The sequence below is a fragment of the Pseudomonas sp. BF-R-26 genome, assembly GCF_019947395.1.
Lineage (GTDB): Bacteria > Pseudomonadota > Gammaproteobacteria > Pseudomonadales > Pseudomonadaceae > Aquipseudomonas > Aquipseudomonas farris.
The window spans coordinates 36560-54360 of the sequence record NZ_JAGYGK010000005.1 but is presented as its reverse complement, the minus strand read 5'-3'; the positions used below and the strand labels follow the sequence as shown (position 1 = coordinate 54360).

The window sequence follows — 17801 nt, the reverse complement described above, 5'->3', positions numbered from 1 at the left end:
GCTCTGTGTCGAAAAGTGAATTGAACTTTCCTCAAGCCCTTCGATGCTCCTCAGAGCTCATAAACAAAGGCTTTCGCATTGAACAATGTGCTGGATTTTTCAGAGCGCATAAGTTTTTTTCGGCATAAGCCTTATGAGAAATCCTTCTTAGCTTCGCGTCAGGATGTTCTTAGCTCTGTTGTAACAAGCGTGAGACGGTTTCACTTAAAAATAACGTCAAATATTTGGCGACTCACTAAGTACCATCAGGAATCAGGGAGAGGCATCCATGCGCGTTTTAACCCCCCTCTGCAGCGCGATTTTGCTGGCCATGGCCTGCACTTCTCAGGCTCAGGCGATGTCATTGACCGAGGCGATCCAGAGCACCATTGCGACCCACCCGGAACTGGCATCGCGGGTCGACGCCCGGCTCTCGGCCGACGAGCAGATTAAAGTCGCCAAAGGGGGCTTCTATCCATCGGTGGATTTGAACGCCGGCTACGGGCGCGGGTACAGCGATAACACCACCACTCGGGCGCAAGGCAATCACCACACCGAAATCCTCACCTACACCCAATCGGAACTGCGCCTGCGGCAGATGCTGTTCGACGGCTTCAACACCTCCAACGAGGTCGCGCGCACCAAAGGCGTGGCCAACTCGCGAGCCTATTACGCTCAGGGCACCGCCCAGGATCTGGCCCTGCGCACCATCGAGGTGTACCTCGAAGTGCTCAAGCGCCGCGAACTGGTGACCCTGGCCAAGAACAACCTGCAAGCGCACATGCGAGTCAACGATCAGATCGGCCTGCGCACTCAGCGTGGGGTCGGCAGTAACGCCGACTCCGACCAATCCACCGCTCGCCGGGCGCTGGCGCAAAACAACCTCGACACCGCCGAAGTCGATCTGGCCGATGCCGAGACGAACTTCTACAGCGTCGTGGGGCGCATGCCCGATGAACTCGAAGCGCCGCCATCGACCCGCGGCGAATTGCCCACCACCCTGCCGGAAGCCCAGCAGAGCATGGTGGAAAACAACCCGTACCTGAAATCCGCCCAGGCCGATGTGCAATCGGCCGAGAGCCAGTACGAAGTATCCAAGTCGCCGTTCTACCCGCGCTTTGACGCTGAAGCGGCGGTGGGCGCGAATAATAATATTCAGGGCGACGAAGGCCACGACAACGAATGGCGAGTGGGTGTGGTGATGAACTACAACCTGTTCCGCGGCGGCAGCGACAAGGCCCGGCTGGCCTCCAATGCGCACCAGATCAACCAGGCGCTGGACATCCGCAACAACGCCCTGCGCCAACTCAACGAGAACATCCACCTGGCCTGGAACGCCATGCTCAACGCCAAGAAACAAACCCCGACCGCCCGTGAATACGCCGAAACCACCACCCGTGTGCGGGCCGCGTATCAGGATCAGTTCGGCCTTGGTCAACGGACCTTGCTCGACTTGCTCGACAGTGAAAATGAGCTCTACAACGCCAACCGCCGCTACACCGAAGTGCGCTACACCGAGGAGTTTTCGATGTACCGCGTACTGGCGAACATGGGTCAGTTGCTGAGCAAACAACGGGTGGTGCTGCCCGCCGATGCGATCGCTTCCACCGAAGTGAAAAACGAAGCTCGTTTACCTGAACTGAAATGAAATAACCCCATGTAGGAGCTGCCGAAGGCTGCGATCTTTTGATTTTGTTTTTCAAGATCAAGATCAAAAGATCGCAGCCTTCGGCAGCTCCTACAGGGAGATATGTAGATATTTATGCCAATTGCCGCAGCGCAACGGGAGCGATCAAGTGACCAGCATGGAAACCGGCAATACTGGCGTCGATCCGCGTCTGAGCTTCGATGACCCGCTTCTGGACGGTCTGTTGATCCTCTGCAAACTTCATGGCGCGACGGTCAGTCGCGCCAGCCTGAGTGCCGGGCTGCCAATGGCACACCAACGTTTGAGCCTGGACCTGCTGCCGCGCGCAGCGGCCCGGGCCAGTTTGCAGGCGCGTGTGTTGCGCCGTGAACTGGGGGAAATTTCCGCGCTCAACCTGCCTGTGATGCTGATCCTCAACCATGGCCGCTGCGCAATCTTGCGTCGCTTCGGCGATGACGGGCAGGCGCTGATTCTGCCGAGCGAAGCCGACGGCGGAGAACAATGGGTCAGCACGGACGAGCTGACCGCCAACTACAGCGGCCAGGCCTTGTTCGCCCGGCCGCGGCATGAACTCGAAGACTTGCGTGCGCCGCTGGTGCCACGAGTCGAGGCGTGGTTTCGCGACACGTTGAAGTTGTCGAAGTGGCTGTACAGCGATGCGATTCTGGCGAGTTTTCTGATCAACCTGCTGGGCTTGATGGTGCCGCTGTTTGTGATGCAGACCTACGATCGGGTAGTGCCTAACCAGGCCACTTCAACGTTGTGGGTGCTGTCGATCGGCTTGTTGATTGGCACCGGTTTCGAACTGGTGCTGCGGGTGGTTCGCGCGCACCTGCTGGACACCGCAGGGAAGAAAACCGACGTGATTCTTTCGGCGACCTTGTTCGAACGCATCACCGGCATGGCGATGAAAGCGCGGCCGGCGACTATCGGTGGTTTCGCCCAGAGCATTCACGATTTCCAGGGCCTGCGGGAGTTTCTCACCGCCGTCACGCTGACCAGCCTGATCGACCTGCCCTTCGCGGTGTTGATGTTGGTGGTGATCGGCCTGCTCGGTGGCTGGCTGGTGGTGATTCCGCTGTTGGCATTCCCCATCACGATCATCTTTGCCATGGTGATTCAGGCACGTCTGCGCGACACCGTGCAGAAGAGTCTGAGCCTCGGCGCCGAACGCCAGGCCTTGCTGATCGAAACCCTCGGCGGCCTGGAAACCCTCAAGGCGTGCAGCGCCGAAAGCGAACGCCAACACAAATGGGAAAGCACCCACGGCGCCCTCACCCGCCTCGACAGCCATGCCCGCAACCTCTCGGCGCTGGCCACCAACGGCACGCTGTTCATTCAGCAATTCTCCGGCATGGCGACCATCGTCGCCGGGGTCTACAGCATCATCGCCGGCAACCTCAGCGTTGGTGCGCTGGTGGCGACCTACATGCTCGGCAGCCGCGTGCTCGCGCCGCTGGGGCAAATCGCCGGGCTGATCACTCGTTATCAGCAAGCGCAACTGACCATGAAAAGCACCGATGCGCTGATGTCGTTGCCGCAAGAACGTGACGCCAAACAGCGGCCGTTGGAGCGTACGCAATTGCAAGGCGCACTCGACGTCAGCGGCGTGACGTTCCACTACAACGGCCAGAATGCCCCGGCCCTGGCCAACGTCAGCTTCAGCATGAAACCCGGCGAACGGATCGGCATCATCGGCCGCAGCGGTTCGGGCAAAAGCACATTGGCGCGGCTGGTGATGGGGTTCTATGCACCGGAGGAAGGCCAGTTGCTGCTCGATGGTCTGGACCTGCGGCAACTGGACGTCGCCGACCTGCGTCAACAGATCGGCTACGTCGCCCACGACCTGCCATTGCTGGCCGGCAGCCTGCGCGACAACCTGACCCTCGGGGCGCGCTACATCAGCGATGCCCGGATGCTTGAAGTCGCCGAACTGACCGGCGTCACCGAACTGGCTCGCCAACATCCCCAGGGCTTCGACCGGCCGGTGGGCGAACGCGGTCAGTTGCTGTCGGGCGGTCAACGCCAAGCGGTGTTGCTGGCGCGTGCCTTGTTGCTCGACCCGCCGATCATGCTGCTCGACGAACCCACCAGCGCCATGGACAACAGCAGCGAAGACGTCCTGCGGCAAAAACTCCACGGCTGGATTCAGGGCAAAACCCTGCTGTTGGTCACTCACCGCACCTCGATGCTCAGCCTGGTAGACCGGTTGGTGGTGCTGGACAACGGGCGGATCGTCGCCGACGGCCCGAAAGAAGCGGTCATCGATGCATTGCGCAAGGGCCGTGTCGGCTCTGCGACGGTTTAGGAGTTGCCCATGTCTGATTCATCGTCCGCTTCATCAAAGGACAGAGGCTACTTTGGCAGTTTCAACAAAAGCGCCGAAAGCGAATTCATGCCGGAAACCGCCGGCGCCTCGTTGCAGGATTCGCCGCGCTGGTCGCGGATCACCGTGTGGCTGGCAGCGGCATTGCTGATCACTGCGTTGGTCTGGGCCAAATTCGCCGTGTTGCAGGAAGTCACCACGGGTGAAGGCAAGGCGATTCCGTCGAGCAAGATTCAGGTGATCCAGAACCTGGAGGGCGGCATCGTCACGGAAATCTTCGTGCGCGAAGGGCAAATGGTGAACAAGGGCGACACGTTGCTGCGCCTGGATGACACGCGTTTTCTGTCGAACAAAGGTGAAAGCGAAGCGGACCGCTATGCACTGACCGCGCAGGTCGAACGCCTGTCGGCCGAAGCGGAAGGCCGGCCATTCAAGTTGTCCGCGGAAGTGATCGCCAAGGCGCCGCAAGTGGCCGAGGACGAACGCTCGCTGTATGAACAACGCCAGCGCCGACTGGCCAGCGAACAGCGCACATTGACCGAACAACTTCGGCAGAAAACCCAGGAGTTGGCAGAATTCCGTTCCAAACAGGGCCAGTTCAGTTCCAGCCTGGCACTGCTGCAACAAGAGATGAACATGTCGGCGCCACTGGTGGGCACCGGGGCGGTTTCGCCGGTGGAAATCCTGCGGCTCAAACGCAGCGCGGTGGAGATCCGCGGCTCGCTGAACGCCACGACCCTGGCGATTCCCCGTGCCGAATCAGCGATCAATGAGATCAAAAGCAAGATCGACGAATCCGAACAATCCTTCCGTTCAGACGCGGCAAAAGAGCTGAATGAGAAACGCACCGACTTGTCGAAAATCACCGCATCGAGCATTGCCATCGACGACCGCGTGACGCGCACCACCGTGGTGTCGCCGGTTCACGGCATTATCAAAATGCTGAAGGTCAACACCATCGGCGGCGTGGTCCAGCCGGGCAACGACATGGTGGAAATCGTGCCGCTGGAAGACAACCTGCTGATCGAAGCCAAGGTCCGCCCTCAAGACGTGGCGTTCCTGCACCCGGGCCAGAAAGCCATGGTCAAGTTCAGCGCTTACGACTACACGATTTACGGGGGGTTGAGTGCGAAGCTGGAGTTGATCGGGGCGGACACTATCACTGATGACAAGGGCAACAGTTTTTATCTGATTCAGGTGCGCACCGACAAGAATCACTTGGGCGGGGATGCGAAACCGCTGCTGATCATTCCGGGGATGGTCGCGACGGTGGACATTATTACCGGGGAGAAAAGCGTGCTGGATTATTTGCTTAAACCGGTGTTGAAAGCGCGGACTGAGGCGATGCGCGAAAGATAGGCTGGACGCGGTCCTGTGGCGAGGGGGCTTGCCCCCGTTCGGCTGCGAAGCAGTCGTAAAACCGATTGATGCGATTTACCTGATACAACGGGGTTGAATGGTTTTTGGGGCCGCTTCGCGACCCAACGGGGGCAAGCCCCCTCGCCACAGGGGATCATCGCCCGTGATTTTTCTGATAGATCTCCTCCCCCATCGCCGCAATCTGCCCCTCGATCAACGCCTCGAACGGTTTCAGCAACGGTTCGAATGTGCTCGGCGCTTCGAGGGTCTGCAACGCCTGCACAATCGCCTCCACCGTCGACAACGCCCCCGGTCCCGGAGCCTTGCGCAGGCGATAACGCGACACCCCGCCTTCGGCCAATGTCACTCTGGGCAACGCCGCCAACAACGGATTGAGGTGCAGCATTTTGCGCGCTTTACGCCAGGTGCCGTCCGGAACCACCAGCAGCAGCGGCTCATCATTCGCGGTGTAAGTCTGCATCGGCTGCGCCTCCTCACCGGGAAAAAGCAACCGTGCCTGATAGCCCGGCTGATTCAGCAGCACCGGCAAATCCTCGAACACCTCGCCCACAATCAACTCGGCATTCTTCAATCCCAGCGCCGCCAACCGCGCGGTGTTCAGCGCGTGGTTCACTTCGCTTGGATGCTGAAGCAGCAACACCCGAGTGCGACTGTCGAGGCTCGGGATCAGCGGGCACAGACAATGGGTTTGCGGGCGTAGACAGCGTGGGCATTGGATTCTGGACATCGCTTCTTTTTCCTTTAAGCGGCCTGATTGAGCTGCGCTTTGAGCAGGTCGCGGAAGGTCTGGATCAGCGGTTCGCGGCTGCGGCCCCGGCGCACGATCATCGAAAACGGTGCCTGATAACCGAACGTCGCCGGCAGCAGCACGCGCAAATCCCCTTTGTCGGCCCAAGCCTGGGCGTAGTGCTCCGGCAGGTAACCGATGTAGGCGCCGGACAACACCAGAATCAGCTGGGCCTCCATACTTTCTACGGTCGCCGCGCTGTGCTTGAAACCGTGGCGAGCCAGTTCGGCCTGGCTCCAATAGCCGCGACCGACCATGCGCTGTTGGGTGATGACTTGCTCGGGGATGCGCCGCTCGGTGAACAGCGGATGACGGCTGCTGCAATACAGCCAGTGTTGCTCACGATACAGCGGCATGTAGACCAGACCGCTCATGCGCGTGGAAAAGGCACCGATGGCCAGGTCGAGGCGGTTGTCCTGCACACCGAGTTGCAGTTCGTAGGGGCTCATCACCGAAAGATGCAAATGCACTGCCGGGTGTTCCTGACTGTAGGCACCGATGGCTTCAGCGAACGGCAAGGCCTTGTCGCTGACGGTGGAGTCGATCACCCCCAGGTTCAGAGTGCCGCGCAGCTCGCCTTTGAGGGCGGCGGCGTATTGTTCGAAACCTTCGAGTTCCGCCAATAGACGCAGGGTTTCCTGATGGAACAACTCGCCCTTGCTGGTCAGGCTGAAACCACCGCGACCGCGATGGCAAAGCACCAGACCCAAGGCCGCTTCGAGCTGGCTCATGTAGGTGCTGATCGCCGAGGTCGAGAGGTTGAGCTCTTGCTGGGCGTTGGCGAACCCCTGATGGCGGACCACGCTGACGAAGATGCGCAATAGTTTCAGGTCGGGTAAAGCGTTGGCCATTGGATGCTCCGAAGTGCCAGGGAACGCGGTTTTTTTGTGACTATGGAGATCACTGTGGCGAGGGGGCTTGCCCCCGTTGGGTTGCGCAGCAGCCCCAAAACCATTCACCCCGGTGTCATCAGACAGACCGAGTTGGCAGGTTTACGACTGCTGCGCAACCCAACGGGGGCAAGCCCCCTCGCCACAAAGGCCCCCCACCACAAAAGCTCCCTCGCCACAGGGGTTCTGCGTGTGGTCAGAAGTCTATCGCTACCGTCTCCATTAGTTTAGAAAAATCTGAACTAAGTATTTGCCCGTAGCGATTCTTCCCGGTCACTACATTTCGCAGAATCGGCCCACAGCGGTGCCCGTCTCTCCCCGAGCGTGCAACCGACATAAATAAAACAACGACGATGAGGCCTTACCCGTGGACAAGATTCTTCACCAACCACTGGGCGGCAACGAAATGCCGCGCTTCGGCGGCATCGCCACCATGCTGCGACTCCCCCATTTGCCATCCGCCGCTGGCCTGGACGCTGCCTTTATCGGCATCCCGCTGGACATCGGCACTTCCCTGCGCCCCGGCACCCGTTTCGGACCGCGTGAAATCCGCGCTGAGTCGGTGATGATCCGCCCGTACAACATGGCCACCGGCGCCGCGCCGTTCGATTCGCTGTCGGTTGCCGACATCGGTGACGTCGCGATCAACACGTTCAACCTGTTGGACGCCGTGCGGATCATCGAAGAGGCCTACGACAATATCCTCGAACACGATGTGATCCCCATGACTCTCGGCGGCGACCACACCATCACCCTGCCGATTCTGCGTGCCATCCATAAAAAGCACGGCAAGGTCGGCCTGGTGCACATCGACGCTCACGCCGATGTGAACGATCACATGTTCGGCGAGAAAATCGCCCACGGCACCACCTTCCGTCGCGCCGTTGAAGAAGGCCTTCTGGATTGCGACCGCGTGGTGCAAATTGGCCTGCGCGCTCAGGGTTACACCGCTGATGACTTCAACTGGAGCCGCAATCAAGGCTTCCGTGTGGTTCAGGCTGAAGAATGCTGGCACAAATCCCTGGCACCGCTGATGGCCGAAGTTCGCGAGAAAGTCGGCGGCGGTCCGGTGTACCTGAGTTTCGATATCGACGGTATCGACCCGGCCTGGGCACCCGGCACTGGCACCCCGGAAATCGGTGGTCTGACGACCATTCAGGCGATCGAAATCGTGCGCGGCTGCCAAGGCCTCGATCTGGTCGGTTGCGATCTGGTAGAAGTCTCGCCAGCGTACGACACCACCGGTAATACCTCGCTGTTGGGCGCCAACCTGCTGTACGAAATGCTCTGCGTACTGCCGGGCGTGGTCCATCGCTGAGGATCGGTCATGAGCGAACGTGATCAGGTACTCAACGCCGCCGCCGAGCTGGTGTCGGCCTTTGCCCGTAACGATCGCGAAGCCTACTTCGGCGCATTCAGCGTTGATGCCAGCTTCGTGTTCTACACCCTCGAGCAGCCCCTGTTGTCGCGCGATGCCTATCAGGCGTTATGGGACACATGGCGCGTCGAGGACGGCTTCGAGGTGCTGTCCTGCATCTCGAGCAACACCTTCGTCAGCCTGCAGGGTGACGTAGCGATTTTCATCCATGACGTAGCCACCGAGCTACGCATGCAAGGGGAGCAACACTTCAGCCAGGAACGCGAGACGATTGTTTTCAAGAAACAGACGTCTGGCCAAGAACAACAAGGCCTATGGCTGGCCTGCCACGAACATTTGTCCGCAATGCCGGAAGGGCTGCCACCCCCTTAGCCAAACAGGTGACGCTCACACACGATGAGCGCGCCTTTATGATCGGAGCAGATCATGAATAACAACAACAAAGAAAAAAGCCTTAGCAGCATCGAAACAAACGGGGTCGAACAGATCCCGGATCATGAGCGCGACGCCAGACCCAGCGACCTGTTTCGCCTGATCTTCGGCGGCGCCAATACCTTTGCCACAGCGGTGCTCGGCAGTTTTCCCGTGCTGTTCGGCCTGTCCTTCCAGGCGGGCGTGTGGGCGATTGTGCTGGGCGTGGTAATCGGGGCGCTGATCCTAGCGCCGATGGGCCTGTTCGGGCCGATCAATGGCACCAATAACGCTGTGTCCTCCGGCGCCCACTTCGGCGTGCACGGACGGATCGTCGGTTCGTTTCTGTCGCTGCTGACCGCCATTGCCTTCTTCTCGCTCTCGGTATGGAGTTCGGGTGATGCGCTGATCGGTGGCGCCAAACGCCTGATCGGCATCCCGGAAACCGACCTGACCCTGGGCCTGGCTTACGGTCTGTTCGCGATCCTGGTACTGACCGTGTGCATCTACGGCTTCCGCTTCATGCTGTGGGTCAATCGCATCGCTGTGTGGGCCGCCAGCCTGCTGTTCCTGCTCGGCATCTTCGCGTTCGCCCCGACCTTCGACAGCCAGTTCGCCGGCACCGTCGCCATGGGGCAGGCCGGTTTCTGGGCCGCCTTCATCGGCGCCGCGCTGGTCGCCATGAGCAACCCGATTTCCTTCGGTGCGTTCCTTGGCGACTGGTCGCGGTACATCCCGCGTGAAACCCCGAAGGGTCGCATCATGCTGGCGGTGATTGCTGCGCAACTTGCCACGTTGATCCCGTTCCTGTTCGGCCTCGCCACCGCCACCATCGTGGCAATCAAGGCACCGGACTACATCGCAGCCAACAACTACGTCGGCGGTCTGCTGGCGGTATCGCCGAGCTGGTTCTTCCTGCCGGTGTGCCTGATTGCGGTGATCGGCGGCATGTCCACCGGCACCACCTCGCTGTATGGCACCGGGCTGGACATGTCCAGCGTATTCCCGAGGGTACTGTCGCGGGTCAAGGCAACGTTGCTGATCGGCGTGATGTCGATTGCTTTCATCTTCATCGGGCGCTTTGCGGCGAACCTGGTGCAGAGCGTGTCGACCTTCGCTGTGCTGATCATCACCTGCACCACCCCGTGGATGGTGATCATGATCATCGGCCTGCTGGTGCGTCGCGGCTTCTACTGCCCGGATGACCTGCAAGTGTTCACCCGTGGCGAGAAAGGTGGCCGCTACTGGTTCACCCACGGCTGGAACTGGCGTGGCCTGGGTGCCTGGATCCCGAGCGCGCTGGTGGGTTTGTGCTTCGTGAATCTGCCGGGGCAGTTTGTCGGCCCACTCGGGAATCTGGCGGGCGGTATCGACATCAGCTTGCCGGTGACCCTCGGCCTGGCCTCGCTGGTGTACCTGACGCTGCTGAGCCTGTTCCCGGAATCGCGGGAAGTGTTTGGCCCGACCGATGCACGCAGCAAGGGCAAGGATTCGCTCGGTAAACCGGCGATGCGCCAAGCCGCCTGATTCAACGCATTACCTGTGGTCAACGCATTACCTGTGGGAGCGGGCTTGCCCGCGATAAACGATGACGCGGTCCGCCTGACAGATCGCGGCGCTCCCATCGCGGGCAAGCCACGCTCCCACAGGAATTGGTATTCGCACAAAGATTGATTTTCGCCTCACCATAAAAAAGACAATCGGAGACACGCCATCATGGCTTTGGATTTATTCGTCGTTCTCATTTACGCCGCCGCAATGCTGGTGCTCGGCTACTACGGCATGCGCAAGGCCAAGACCCACGAAGACTATTTGGTCGCCGGTCGTAACCTCGGCCCTGGTCTCTATATGGGCACCATGGCCGCTACCGTTCTGGGTGGCGCGTCCACCGTCGGCACCGTGCGCCTGGGCTATGTTCATGGCATTTCCGGTTTCTGGCTGTGCGCCGCACTGGGCTGCGGCATCGTGGCGCTGAACCTGTTCCTCGCCAAACCGCTGCTGAAGCTGAAGGTATTCACCGTTACCCAGGTGCTGGAAAAGCGCTACAACCCAATGGCGCGTACCGCGAGCGCGAGCATCATGCTGGCCTATGCGCTGATGATCGGTGTGACCTCGATCCTGGCGATCGGCACCGTACTGCAAGTGCTTTTCGGTCTGCCGTTCTGGCTCTCGGTGCTGCTGGGTGGCGGTGTGGTGGTGATTTACTCGACCATCGGTGGCATGTGGTCCCTGACCCTGACCGATATCGTCCAGTTCGGTATCCAGACCGTGGGCCTGATGTTCCTGTTGCTGCCGATCTGCCTGTACCGTGTCGGTGGCTGGGATCAACTGGTTGCGCAATTGCCGGCCGCCAGCTTCAACTTCACCAGCATCGGCTGGGACACCATCATCACCTACTTCCTGATCTACTTCTTTGGCATCCTGATCGGTCAAGACATCTGGCAACGAGTGTTCACCGCACGAAGCGAGAAAGTCGCCAAGTACGCCGGTACGTCTGCCGGGATCTACTGCATTGTCTACGGCCTGGTGTGTGCGCTGATCGGCATGGCTGCTCATGTGCTGATTCCGGATCTGGACAACGTCAACAATGCCTTTGCCGCCATCGTCAAAGTGTCCCTGCCGGACGGTATCCGCGGCTTGGTGATCGCTGCGGCACTGGCGGCCATGATGTCCACCGCCAGCGCCGGCCTGCTCGCCGCATCCACCACCCTGACCGAAGACCTGCTGCCGAAACTGCGCGGCGGTAAACAATCGAACGTGAGCGTCAATCGCCTGTTTACCCTGCTGACTGGCATCGCAGTATTGGGCATCGCTCTGGTGGTCAATGATGTGATCAGCGCACTGACCTTGGCCTACAACCTGTTGGTGGGCGGCATGCTGATCCCGCTGATGGGAGCTATCTACTGGAAACGCGCCACGACGGCCGGTGCAATCACCAGCATGGCGCTGGGCTTCATCACCGCGCTGGTGTTCATGTTCAAGGACGGTATGGACGCCAATACCCCGATCTACTACAGCCTCGGCGTAGGCCTGGTGAGTTTCGTGTTGGTCAGCTTGCTGTCCCGTCGCCCGGCAGTGGTGGCGAGCGCGATCTAACCTTTCTATAACGACTTAGATGCTTTCTTCGACGGGTGTGGCGTCGGTTGCCACACCCGTTTTTTTTCGCCTGAAGGAATCTATCCGCAAAGATCGTCAGCCGCGATCGGTGGTTGGAGGTGAGGCGACGGGTTCGATCGTTTGCACGCTGGCTACGATGAGACAAGTGGCAGCGCCGACACGCCTGAAGCCTGCTGTACTCACCACCTGGGACAACAACAATAACGCCCTCGAAGAACAACCATGACCAGAGACACCGTTCGTACAGCCGTGCATCGCTTCATCAGCCGCCTGCTGGAAAATCAGGATGATTTCGACGACAACTCCAACCTGGTGCAGTTGGGACTGGATGAAGAAGATATTGAAGAGCTGATTTTCCACCTGGAAGATCAGCTGGGATTGACAGCGTTTACCGCCGAAGAAGACCGGATGCTCAAGACTGCGACGACCGTCGACGACTTGAGCCGGTTTTTGATTGAGATTGGGCGGTATTGAGACGGGCTGCCAAAAAATCTTTTGCGGCAGATGCAGTTACCTGTGGCGAGGGGGCTTGCCCCCGTTGGGCCGCGAAGCGGCCCCAAAACCATTCAGCCTGGTTGAATCAGATAGACCTCGTCAGCAGATTCTACGACTGCTTCGCAGCCGAACGGGGGCAAGCCCCCTCGCCACAAGCAAGCCCCTCAGCACAGGCAAGCCCCTTGTCACAACAAGTGCGCTTGCCAAATAGATCCAGGCTTACCTGCGGCGCTGCTGCTGGCGGCGACGTTGTTCGTCGTCAGTGCGAATAGGCACGGGTTGCAGAGGCGGTTCGATCAAACCGAGTGCGACGCCCAGGTCATGCAGCCAGTTTTGGATTTTCTCTTTCATGGTGCCCCCTTCAGGGTAGTGCCGAGCGGCCGAAGTTCTGTAGCCCCTTCGCACTGATAATAGTCCGAAGTCCTACGCAATGCTCGTCCAACATCGCAATGATCTGTTACTGAATTGATCCAAATCCCTGGACGTTGGTTCAAGCAAATGCCTGGGCTTGAATCGCTGCCGACGGATACACCGCCTGCTGCTGCTCGATCCATGCATTCAGATTGGCGCCGACCATGCCCTTGCGCCACATCAGCCAGGTGGTTGCGCTGGCGAAAGGCTCGGCCAACGGGTGCACTGCCACACTTTCGCGCCCCGGCAGGCTGGCAAGCATCGACTCCGACATCAGCGCCACGCCGGAGCCGGCGATCACACAGGCGAGCATTCCCGGATAAGACTCGATCTCCATGGCCCGGCCCATGGCCGCGTGATCATGGGCGAACCAGGCTTCCAGACGCATCCGGTAGGAACAGCCCTGCCGAAACGTAAACACCGAACGCCCTTCGACATCCAGCGCGCTGCGTACCGGCGGATGATCGGCCTCGCTGATCAACACCAGCCGTTCGTCGCATAACGGCACACCGTCGAGCCCGGCCAGTTCCAGCGGGCCGTCCACCAGCGCCGCATCGAGGCGCCCGGTGAGCAGACCTTCGAGCAATTCGCCGCTGGGCCCCGACTGCACTTGCAGGTTTACCGCCGGATAGCTGCGGTGATAACGCGCCAACAGCTCTGGCAGGTGAATCGCAGCGGTGCTGTACATGGTGCCGAGCACGAAATCCCCGGCCGGTTGCCCGCCCTGCACCGCCGCGTGGGCCTCGTCGTGCAAGGCGAACAGCTTGGCGGTGTAGTCCAAGAGGACTTTTCCCGCAGGTGACAACTGCAAACGCTGACGCTCACGTACGAACAGTTCGACACCGAGTTGCTCTTCGAGCTGCTTGAGCCGAGTCGACAGGTTGGACGGCACACGATGCAGGCGTTCAGCAGCGCGGGTAATGGAGCCCTCCTCCGCCACTGCCTGGAAGATCCGCAATTGGCTGAATTCCACACCATTCTCCAAATCAGAACAAGTTTCTCACTATTATTCATTTTTAAAGAAAGTCAATCAGTCCTAGCCTGACGGTCATTGATCCTTGAAACGGAACTCAGACCATGTCCCCTCTGATTCGCTTAACAGCCAGCTTCATCGCCCTGATGATGGCCATGGGTATCGGGCGTTTCGCCCTGACGCCGCAACTGCCGCACTTGCTCAGCGAAGGCCAGATCGACCTGACCGCCGCCGGTCTGATTGCCGCCGCCAACTACCTCGGCTACTTCGTCGGTGCGGTGGACGCGATGTTCGCCCGTCGCCCCGATCAGGTTCGTCGGCGCCTGCTCGGCGGTTTATGGCTCTGTGTATTGCTGACTCTGGCCTCGTTCTGGGCCGACGGGTTCTGGTCGCATCTGGTGCTGCGTTTCGGCACGGGCGTGGCCAGCGCCTGGGTGTTGGTGATGATTACCGCATTGAGCCAACCGCTGGCAACAGCGGCCGGTCGTCCGCGGCTCGGCGCCTTGGTCTTTGCCGGGCCGGGGTTGGGGATTTTTCTGACAGGATTGTTGGCCTTGGGCTCGAACCTGCTGGGGCAGACGTCCGCGACCTTGTGGCTGGTGTATGCCGGTGTCGGACTGGTGATGCTGCTGGGGATTCTGCCATTCCTGCCGCAACCGGCCAGCCCTTCCACTGGGACACCGTCTGCCGTCACATCGGGCACCCAAGGTGTCGGACGTTTACCGGTGATCTATGGTCTGTACGGTTTGGGCTACATCATCCCCGCCACTTTCCTCTCGCAAATGGCCAGCGCGCAGTTCCATGGGCAATGGCAAGCCGATCTGTTCTGGCCATGCTTCGGCCTGGCGGCAGCAATCGGGGTGGTGTTGGTGAGCCTGCGTCGGCACAACCCGAACGCCACTCGCCATTGGCTGATGGCAACATTGTGGTTGCAGGCAGCCGGGGTCTTCGCCTGCCTGTTGGGCAGCGGTGCCGGCCTGGTGCTGGGGGTGATCCTGTGTGGTGGGCCGTTCCTGGCCTGCATGCAACTGGTGATGCAGCGCTCCCGGGAACTGGCGCCCCATGCCACCCAACGCAACGCCGGGCTGCTGACCGCGTGCTTCGCCGTGGGTCAGCTCAGCGGGCCGTTGCTGGCAGCGCTGAGCAGCCATTTCAGCGGTGGATTGCAACCGGCGCTGGTGATCGCAGGCAGCGGTTTGCTCGTCGCAGGAGGCCTGTTGCTGCGCCCGATCAGGGTTGCCCAAGTGCTTTGCGCAAACGACGGCGGACCCACTGTTCTGCGCTCACAAAAGTGATCCCGAGCAGAACCAGCACCGCGCCGATCACAAAGTTGAGGCTCAGTTCTTCGCCCAGCAGCACCACACCGAACGTGACGCCGAACAGCGGCGTCATGAACGAAAACACCGCCAGGTTCGCCGCCAGATAACGGCGCAGCAGCCAGAACCAGGTCAGGTAACTGAAGAATGACACCACCAATCCCTGGAACAGCACGCTGGCCACCGCAACAGTGGTCAGGCTGACATGGGTAACCTGCCCGCTGAGGATCGCGATCAACAACAGGCCGACGAAGCCGACGATCAGTTGATAAAACAGCGTCAGGGTCACCGGCGCTTCCGACAGACGCGAGGCACGCACCACCACGGTGGTCGCCCCCCACGACGCGCCGGCCAGCACGCCCAACGCATCGCCCATCAGCATGCGGTGGTCAAGATTGTCCCAGGACACGCCACCGGCAAACGCAATGGCAATGCCGACGAAGGCAAGAAAAATCCCCAGCCACTGCACCGGTCTTAAACGCTCACTCGGCAGCAGCCAATGCACGCCCAACGCGGTAAAAATCGGCGCGGTGTAGAGGAACACCGACATGTGCGCCGCCGTGGTCAGTTGCAAGCCTTCGGAAATGAAGAAGAACTCCAGGCCAAACAACGCACCCGCCAGCAAGCCGCCGCGCCAGGTACTACCGACCTGATCCCAGCCGCCCTTCCAGCAGATCAACAATCCTACGAGCAACGCGGAAATACCCGACCGCCCCGCCGCCTGCATGACCGGCGCGATGTCGGGCGCCGCCCACTTGATCATCACCTGCTGCACACCCCAGATCAGGCACAACCCGACCATCACCTGCAGGGCAAATCCATCAGCGCTACGCCGGGCGGCGCTCACCGGAACACCTCGACAACACAATCCATGGCAGTGACTCGACAGTAAAAGCAAAGCCCCGACCTTCTGGCTGAGCAGAGTGCCGGGGCGAAAAATTATGCCGTCGATTATTAACCAGATGGACAGAAAAAGGTGTCTGCAAAAGACCTTTAAATCGCCGCTTGCGTCATCCCGCTATGACCAGCGCCGCCGACTGCTGTGCCTGCGCGCGTTTGGCCAGTGCGAAGTACAAGACGCCGCCAAGGAAGCAGCCGGTAAACCAGGCAAAATTAGCCATCGGCTGCAGGACTGGAATGAAGGTGATCGCAACGCCCATCAGCGTGGCCGGAATCAACGCTTTGACCGCCGTCCAGTTGATCCCGCCGCTGTAGTAATAACGTCCGCTCGGACCGTCGTTAAACAGTGCATCGACGTCGATCTGCTGCTTTTTGATCAGGTAGTAATCCACCAGCAGAATCCCGAACAGCGGCCCGATGAACGCCGCCAGCACGTCGAGGGTGTAGTGAATCACTTCGGGGTTGTTGAACAGGTTCCACGGGGTGATGAAAATCGAAGCCACCGCGGCGATCATGCCGCCAGCGCGCCAACTGATTTTGCTCGGGGCGATGTTGGCGAAGTCGAACGCCGGGGATACAAAGTTGGCGACGATATTGATACCGATGGTCGCCGTGACGAAGGCAAAGGCGCCGAGCAGCACCGCCACGCTGTTGTCGATGCGTGCAACGGTGGCGATCGGGTCGTGAAGCATTTCACCGAACACCGGCAAGGTCCCGGAAACGATCACCACGGTCACCAGCGAGAACGCCAGAAAATTCACCGGCAAGCCCCAGAAATTGCCACGCCGCACGTCATTCATGCTGCGGCAGTAGCGACTGAAATCGCCGAAGTTCAGGGTCGGACCGGAAAAGTACGACACCACCAACGCCGTTGCCACGATCACTTGGCCGAAGGCTTCCCAGCCAGACAGGGATTTTTCCGCCAGGGTGAAGCTGATGTTGCTCCACCCGGCCTGCCAGACGATCCAGCCGGCGAGCAGGAACATCACGCCGTAGACCACCGGGCCGGCCCAGTCGATGAAGCGACGGATCGACTCCATGCCAGTCCAGAACACCAGCGCCTGGACGAACCACAGGCTGAGGAAACCGAACCAGCCGAGGTAGGACAAACCGGCAAAGTGCGGTTCGGCGTAGGCCGCCATTGAAGGAAAAAAGCGCAACACGACGATGATCAGGGCACTGGACGCCAGGTACGTCTGAATCCCGTACCAGGCCACCGCGATCAGGCCGCGGATGACCGCAGGAATATTCGCCCCGAACACCCCGAACGCCAGTCGGCAGATCACCGGGTATGGCACCGCGGCTTGCTGACTCGGCTTGGCCACCAGGTTGGCGATCAACTGCACAATGCAAATCCCGCCCAGCAACGCAATCAACACCTGCCAACTGGCCAGCCCAAGTGCAAACAGGCTGGCGGCGAACACATAGCCGCCGACGCTGTGCACGTCACTCATCCAGAAGGCAAAGATGTTGTACCAATTCCATTTCTGCGGCAGCGGCCCCAGGTCCTGGTTATACAGGCGTGGGCTGTAGCCGTTGGGCAATTGCTCGGTCATCGCAGGGCTCCTCGAAAGTACAGGCGCGGCCCCCGAGATTGATGCGGCGACCACACTGCGTACGGGAGCCGGCATGGTTTGTATACGAGTTGCTACGCAGAATGCGTGCCATACGTTAGAAAGATGCGACAAATCGGGCTTTCAACTCTGTTCAGAGGAAAGGCTTTAAGACGTAGAGGGGATGGCAATGCCCATGAACAGGGCGTCAGCGCCTGCAAACGGTGCAGGACGTTA

The 17801-nt window shown here is 60.1% G+C and carries 15 protein-coding genes; 9 read left to right on the top strand and 6 right to left on the bottom strand.

Annotation, left to right across the window (positions count from 1 at the left end; translation table 11 throughout):
- Window positions 1–268 precede the first annotated feature (268 nt).
- From KGB18_RS08035 to KGB18_RS08025, 3 genes are all read left to right on the top strand, one after another.
- Window positions 269–1627, top strand: a complete 1359-nt coding sequence (locus tag KGB18_RS08035; RefSeq protein ID WP_223569663.1) for a TolC family outer membrane protein — start codon at window positions 269–271, stop codon at window positions 1625–1627.
- A gap of 148 nt (window positions 1628–1775) precedes the next feature.
- The gene (locus KGB18_RS08030; protein WP_201060612.1) at window positions 1776–3935 is read left to right on the top strand and encodes a type I secretion system permease/ATPase; all 2160 of its coding nucleotides are present in this window, start codon (window positions 1776–1778) and stop codon (window positions 3933–3935) included.
- Window positions 3936–3944: 9 nt separating this feature from the next.
- A complete protein-coding gene (locus tag KGB18_RS08025; RefSeq protein ID WP_201060611.1) occupies window positions 3945–5312 on the top strand; it encodes an HlyD family type I secretion periplasmic adaptor subunit in 1368 nt (455 codons plus the stop codon).
- Between the two features lie 154 nt (window positions 5313–5466).
- On the opposite strand, the gene KGB18_RS08020 is transcribed toward KGB18_RS08025, so the two are convergent.
- Complete coding sequence (locus KGB18_RS08020) at window positions 5467–6060, bottom strand: tRNA-uridine aminocarboxypropyltransferase (protein WP_201060610.1); 594 nt, start codon at window positions 6058–6060, stop codon at window positions 5467–5469.
- A 14-nt stretch (window positions 6061–6074) separates the two neighbouring features.
- Window positions 6075–6971 (bottom strand): LysR family transcriptional regulator, encoded by an 897-nt coding sequence (locus tag KGB18_RS08015; RefSeq protein ID WP_201060609.1) that lies wholly within the window; start codon window positions 6969–6971, stop codon window positions 6075–6077.
- Between the two features lie 406 nt (window positions 6972–7377).
- Between KGB18_RS08015 and speB the strand changes: the two genes are divergently transcribed.
- From speB to KGB18_RS07990, 5 genes are all read left to right on the top strand, one after another.
- On the top strand, window positions 7378–8328 hold the full coding sequence (speB, locus tag KGB18_RS08010) for an agmatinase (RefSeq protein WP_007905133.1): 951 nt from the start codon (window positions 7378–7380) through the stop codon (window positions 8326–8328).
- A gap of 9 nt (window positions 8329–8337) precedes the next feature.
- Window positions 8338–8760: a YybH family protein gene (locus KGB18_RS08005; protein WP_123723026.1), complete on the top strand. Its 423-nt coding sequence runs from the start codon at window positions 8338–8340 to the stop codon at window positions 8758–8760.
- Window positions 8761–8814: 54 nt separating this feature from the next.
- The gene (locus tag KGB18_RS08000; protein ID WP_123723025.1) at window positions 8815–10326 is read left to right on the top strand and encodes a purine-cytosine permease family protein; all 1512 of its coding nucleotides are present in this window, start codon (window positions 8815–8817) and stop codon (window positions 10324–10326) included.
- A 189-nt stretch (window positions 10327–10515) separates the two neighbouring features.
- Window positions 10516–11895 (top strand): sodium:solute symporter, encoded by a 1380-nt coding sequence (locus KGB18_RS07995; RefSeq protein ID WP_201060608.1) that lies wholly within the window; start codon window positions 10516–10518, stop codon window positions 11893–11895.
- A 243-nt stretch (window positions 11896–12138) separates the two neighbouring features.
- The gene (locus KGB18_RS07990) at window positions 12139–12390 is read left to right on the top strand and encodes a hypothetical protein (RefSeq protein ID WP_201060607.1); all 252 of its coding nucleotides are present in this window, start codon (window positions 12139–12141) and stop codon (window positions 12388–12390) included.
- 240 nt (window positions 12391–12630) lie between these two features.
- On the opposite strand, the gene KGB18_RS29850 is transcribed toward KGB18_RS07990, so the two are convergent.
- Both KGB18_RS29850 and ptrR read right to left on the bottom strand, forming a co-directional pair.
- Window positions 12631–12762: a PA1414 family protein gene (locus KGB18_RS29850; RefSeq protein ID WP_256580670.1), complete on the bottom strand. Its 132-nt coding sequence runs from the start codon at window positions 12760–12762 to the stop codon at window positions 12631–12633.
- Window positions 12763–12901: 139 nt separating this feature from the next.
- On the bottom strand, window positions 12902–13795 hold the full coding sequence (gene ptrR / locus KGB18_RS07985) for a putrescine utilization regulator PtrR (protein WP_048395732.1): 894 nt from the start codon (window positions 13793–13795) through the stop codon (window positions 12902–12904).
- A 104-nt stretch (window positions 13796–13899) separates the two neighbouring features.
- Here ptrR and KGB18_RS07980 point away from each other — a divergent pair, with 104 nt between their 5' ends.
- Window positions 13900–15090 (top strand): MFS transporter, encoded by a 1191-nt coding sequence (locus KGB18_RS07980; protein ID WP_123723022.1) that lies wholly within the window; start codon window positions 13900–13902, stop codon window positions 15088–15090.
- Here KGB18_RS07980 and KGB18_RS07975 read toward each other — a convergent pair.
- Both KGB18_RS07975 and KGB18_RS07970 read right to left on the bottom strand, forming a co-directional pair.
- The gene (locus KGB18_RS07975) at window positions 15026–15958 is read right to left on the bottom strand and encodes a DMT family transporter (protein WP_123723021.1); all 933 of its coding nucleotides are present in this window, start codon (window positions 15956–15958) and stop codon (window positions 15026–15028) included. The two genes, KGB18_RS07980 and KGB18_RS07975, sit on opposite strands and share 65 nt — an antisense overlap.
- Before the next feature lie 163 nt (window positions 15959–16121).
- On the bottom strand, window positions 16122–17567 hold the full coding sequence (locus KGB18_RS07970; RefSeq protein ID WP_123723020.1) for an NCS1 family nucleobase:cation symporter-1: 1446 nt from the start codon (window positions 17565–17567) through the stop codon (window positions 16122–16124).
- Between the last annotated feature and the right edge of the window lie 234 nt (window positions 17568–17801).

Bases quoted from the DNA above. Each gene is read 5' to 3' on its own strand.
- KGB18_RS08020 (WP_201060610.1), bottom strand. From the start codon at position 6,060: ATGTCCAGAATCCAATGCCCACGCTGTCTACGCCCGCAAACCCATTGT.
- KGB18_RS07980 (WP_123723022.1), top strand. From the start codon at position 13,900: ATGTCCCCTCTGATTCGCTTAACAGCCAGCTTCATCGCCCTGATGATG.
- KGB18_RS07995 (WP_201060608.1), top strand. From the start codon at position 10,516: ATGGCTTTGGATTTATTCGTCGTTCTCATTTACGCCGCCGCAATGCTG.
- KGB18_RS29850 (WP_256580670.1), bottom strand. From the start codon at position 12,762: ATGAAAGAGAAAATCCAAAACTGGCTGCATGACCTGGGCGTCGCACTC.
- KGB18_RS08005 (WP_123723026.1), top strand. From the start codon at position 8,338: ATGAGCGAACGTGATCAGGTACTCAACGCCGCCGCCGAGCTGGTGTCG.
- KGB18_RS08025 (WP_201060611.1), top strand. From the start codon at position 3,945: ATGTCTGATTCATCGTCCGCTTCATCAAAGGACAGAGGCTACTTTGGC.
- KGB18_RS08000 (WP_123723025.1), top strand. From the start codon at position 8,815: ATGAATAACAACAACAAAGAAAAAAGCCTTAGCAGCATCGAAACAAAC.
- KGB18_RS08015 (WP_201060609.1), bottom strand. From the start codon at position 6,971: ATGGCCAACGCTTTACCCGACCTGAAACTATTGCGCATCTTCGTCAGC.
- KGB18_RS07970 (WP_123723020.1), bottom strand. From the start codon at position 17,567: ATGACCGAGCAATTGCCCAACGGCTACAGCCCACGCCTGTATAACCAG.
- KGB18_RS08035 (WP_223569663.1), top strand. From the start codon at position 269: ATGCGCGTTTTAACCCCCCTCTGCAGCGCGATTTTGCTGGCCATGGCC.
- KGB18_RS07990 (WP_201060607.1), top strand. From the start codon at position 12,139: ATGACCAGAGACACCGTTCGTACAGCCGTGCATCGCTTCATCAGCCGC.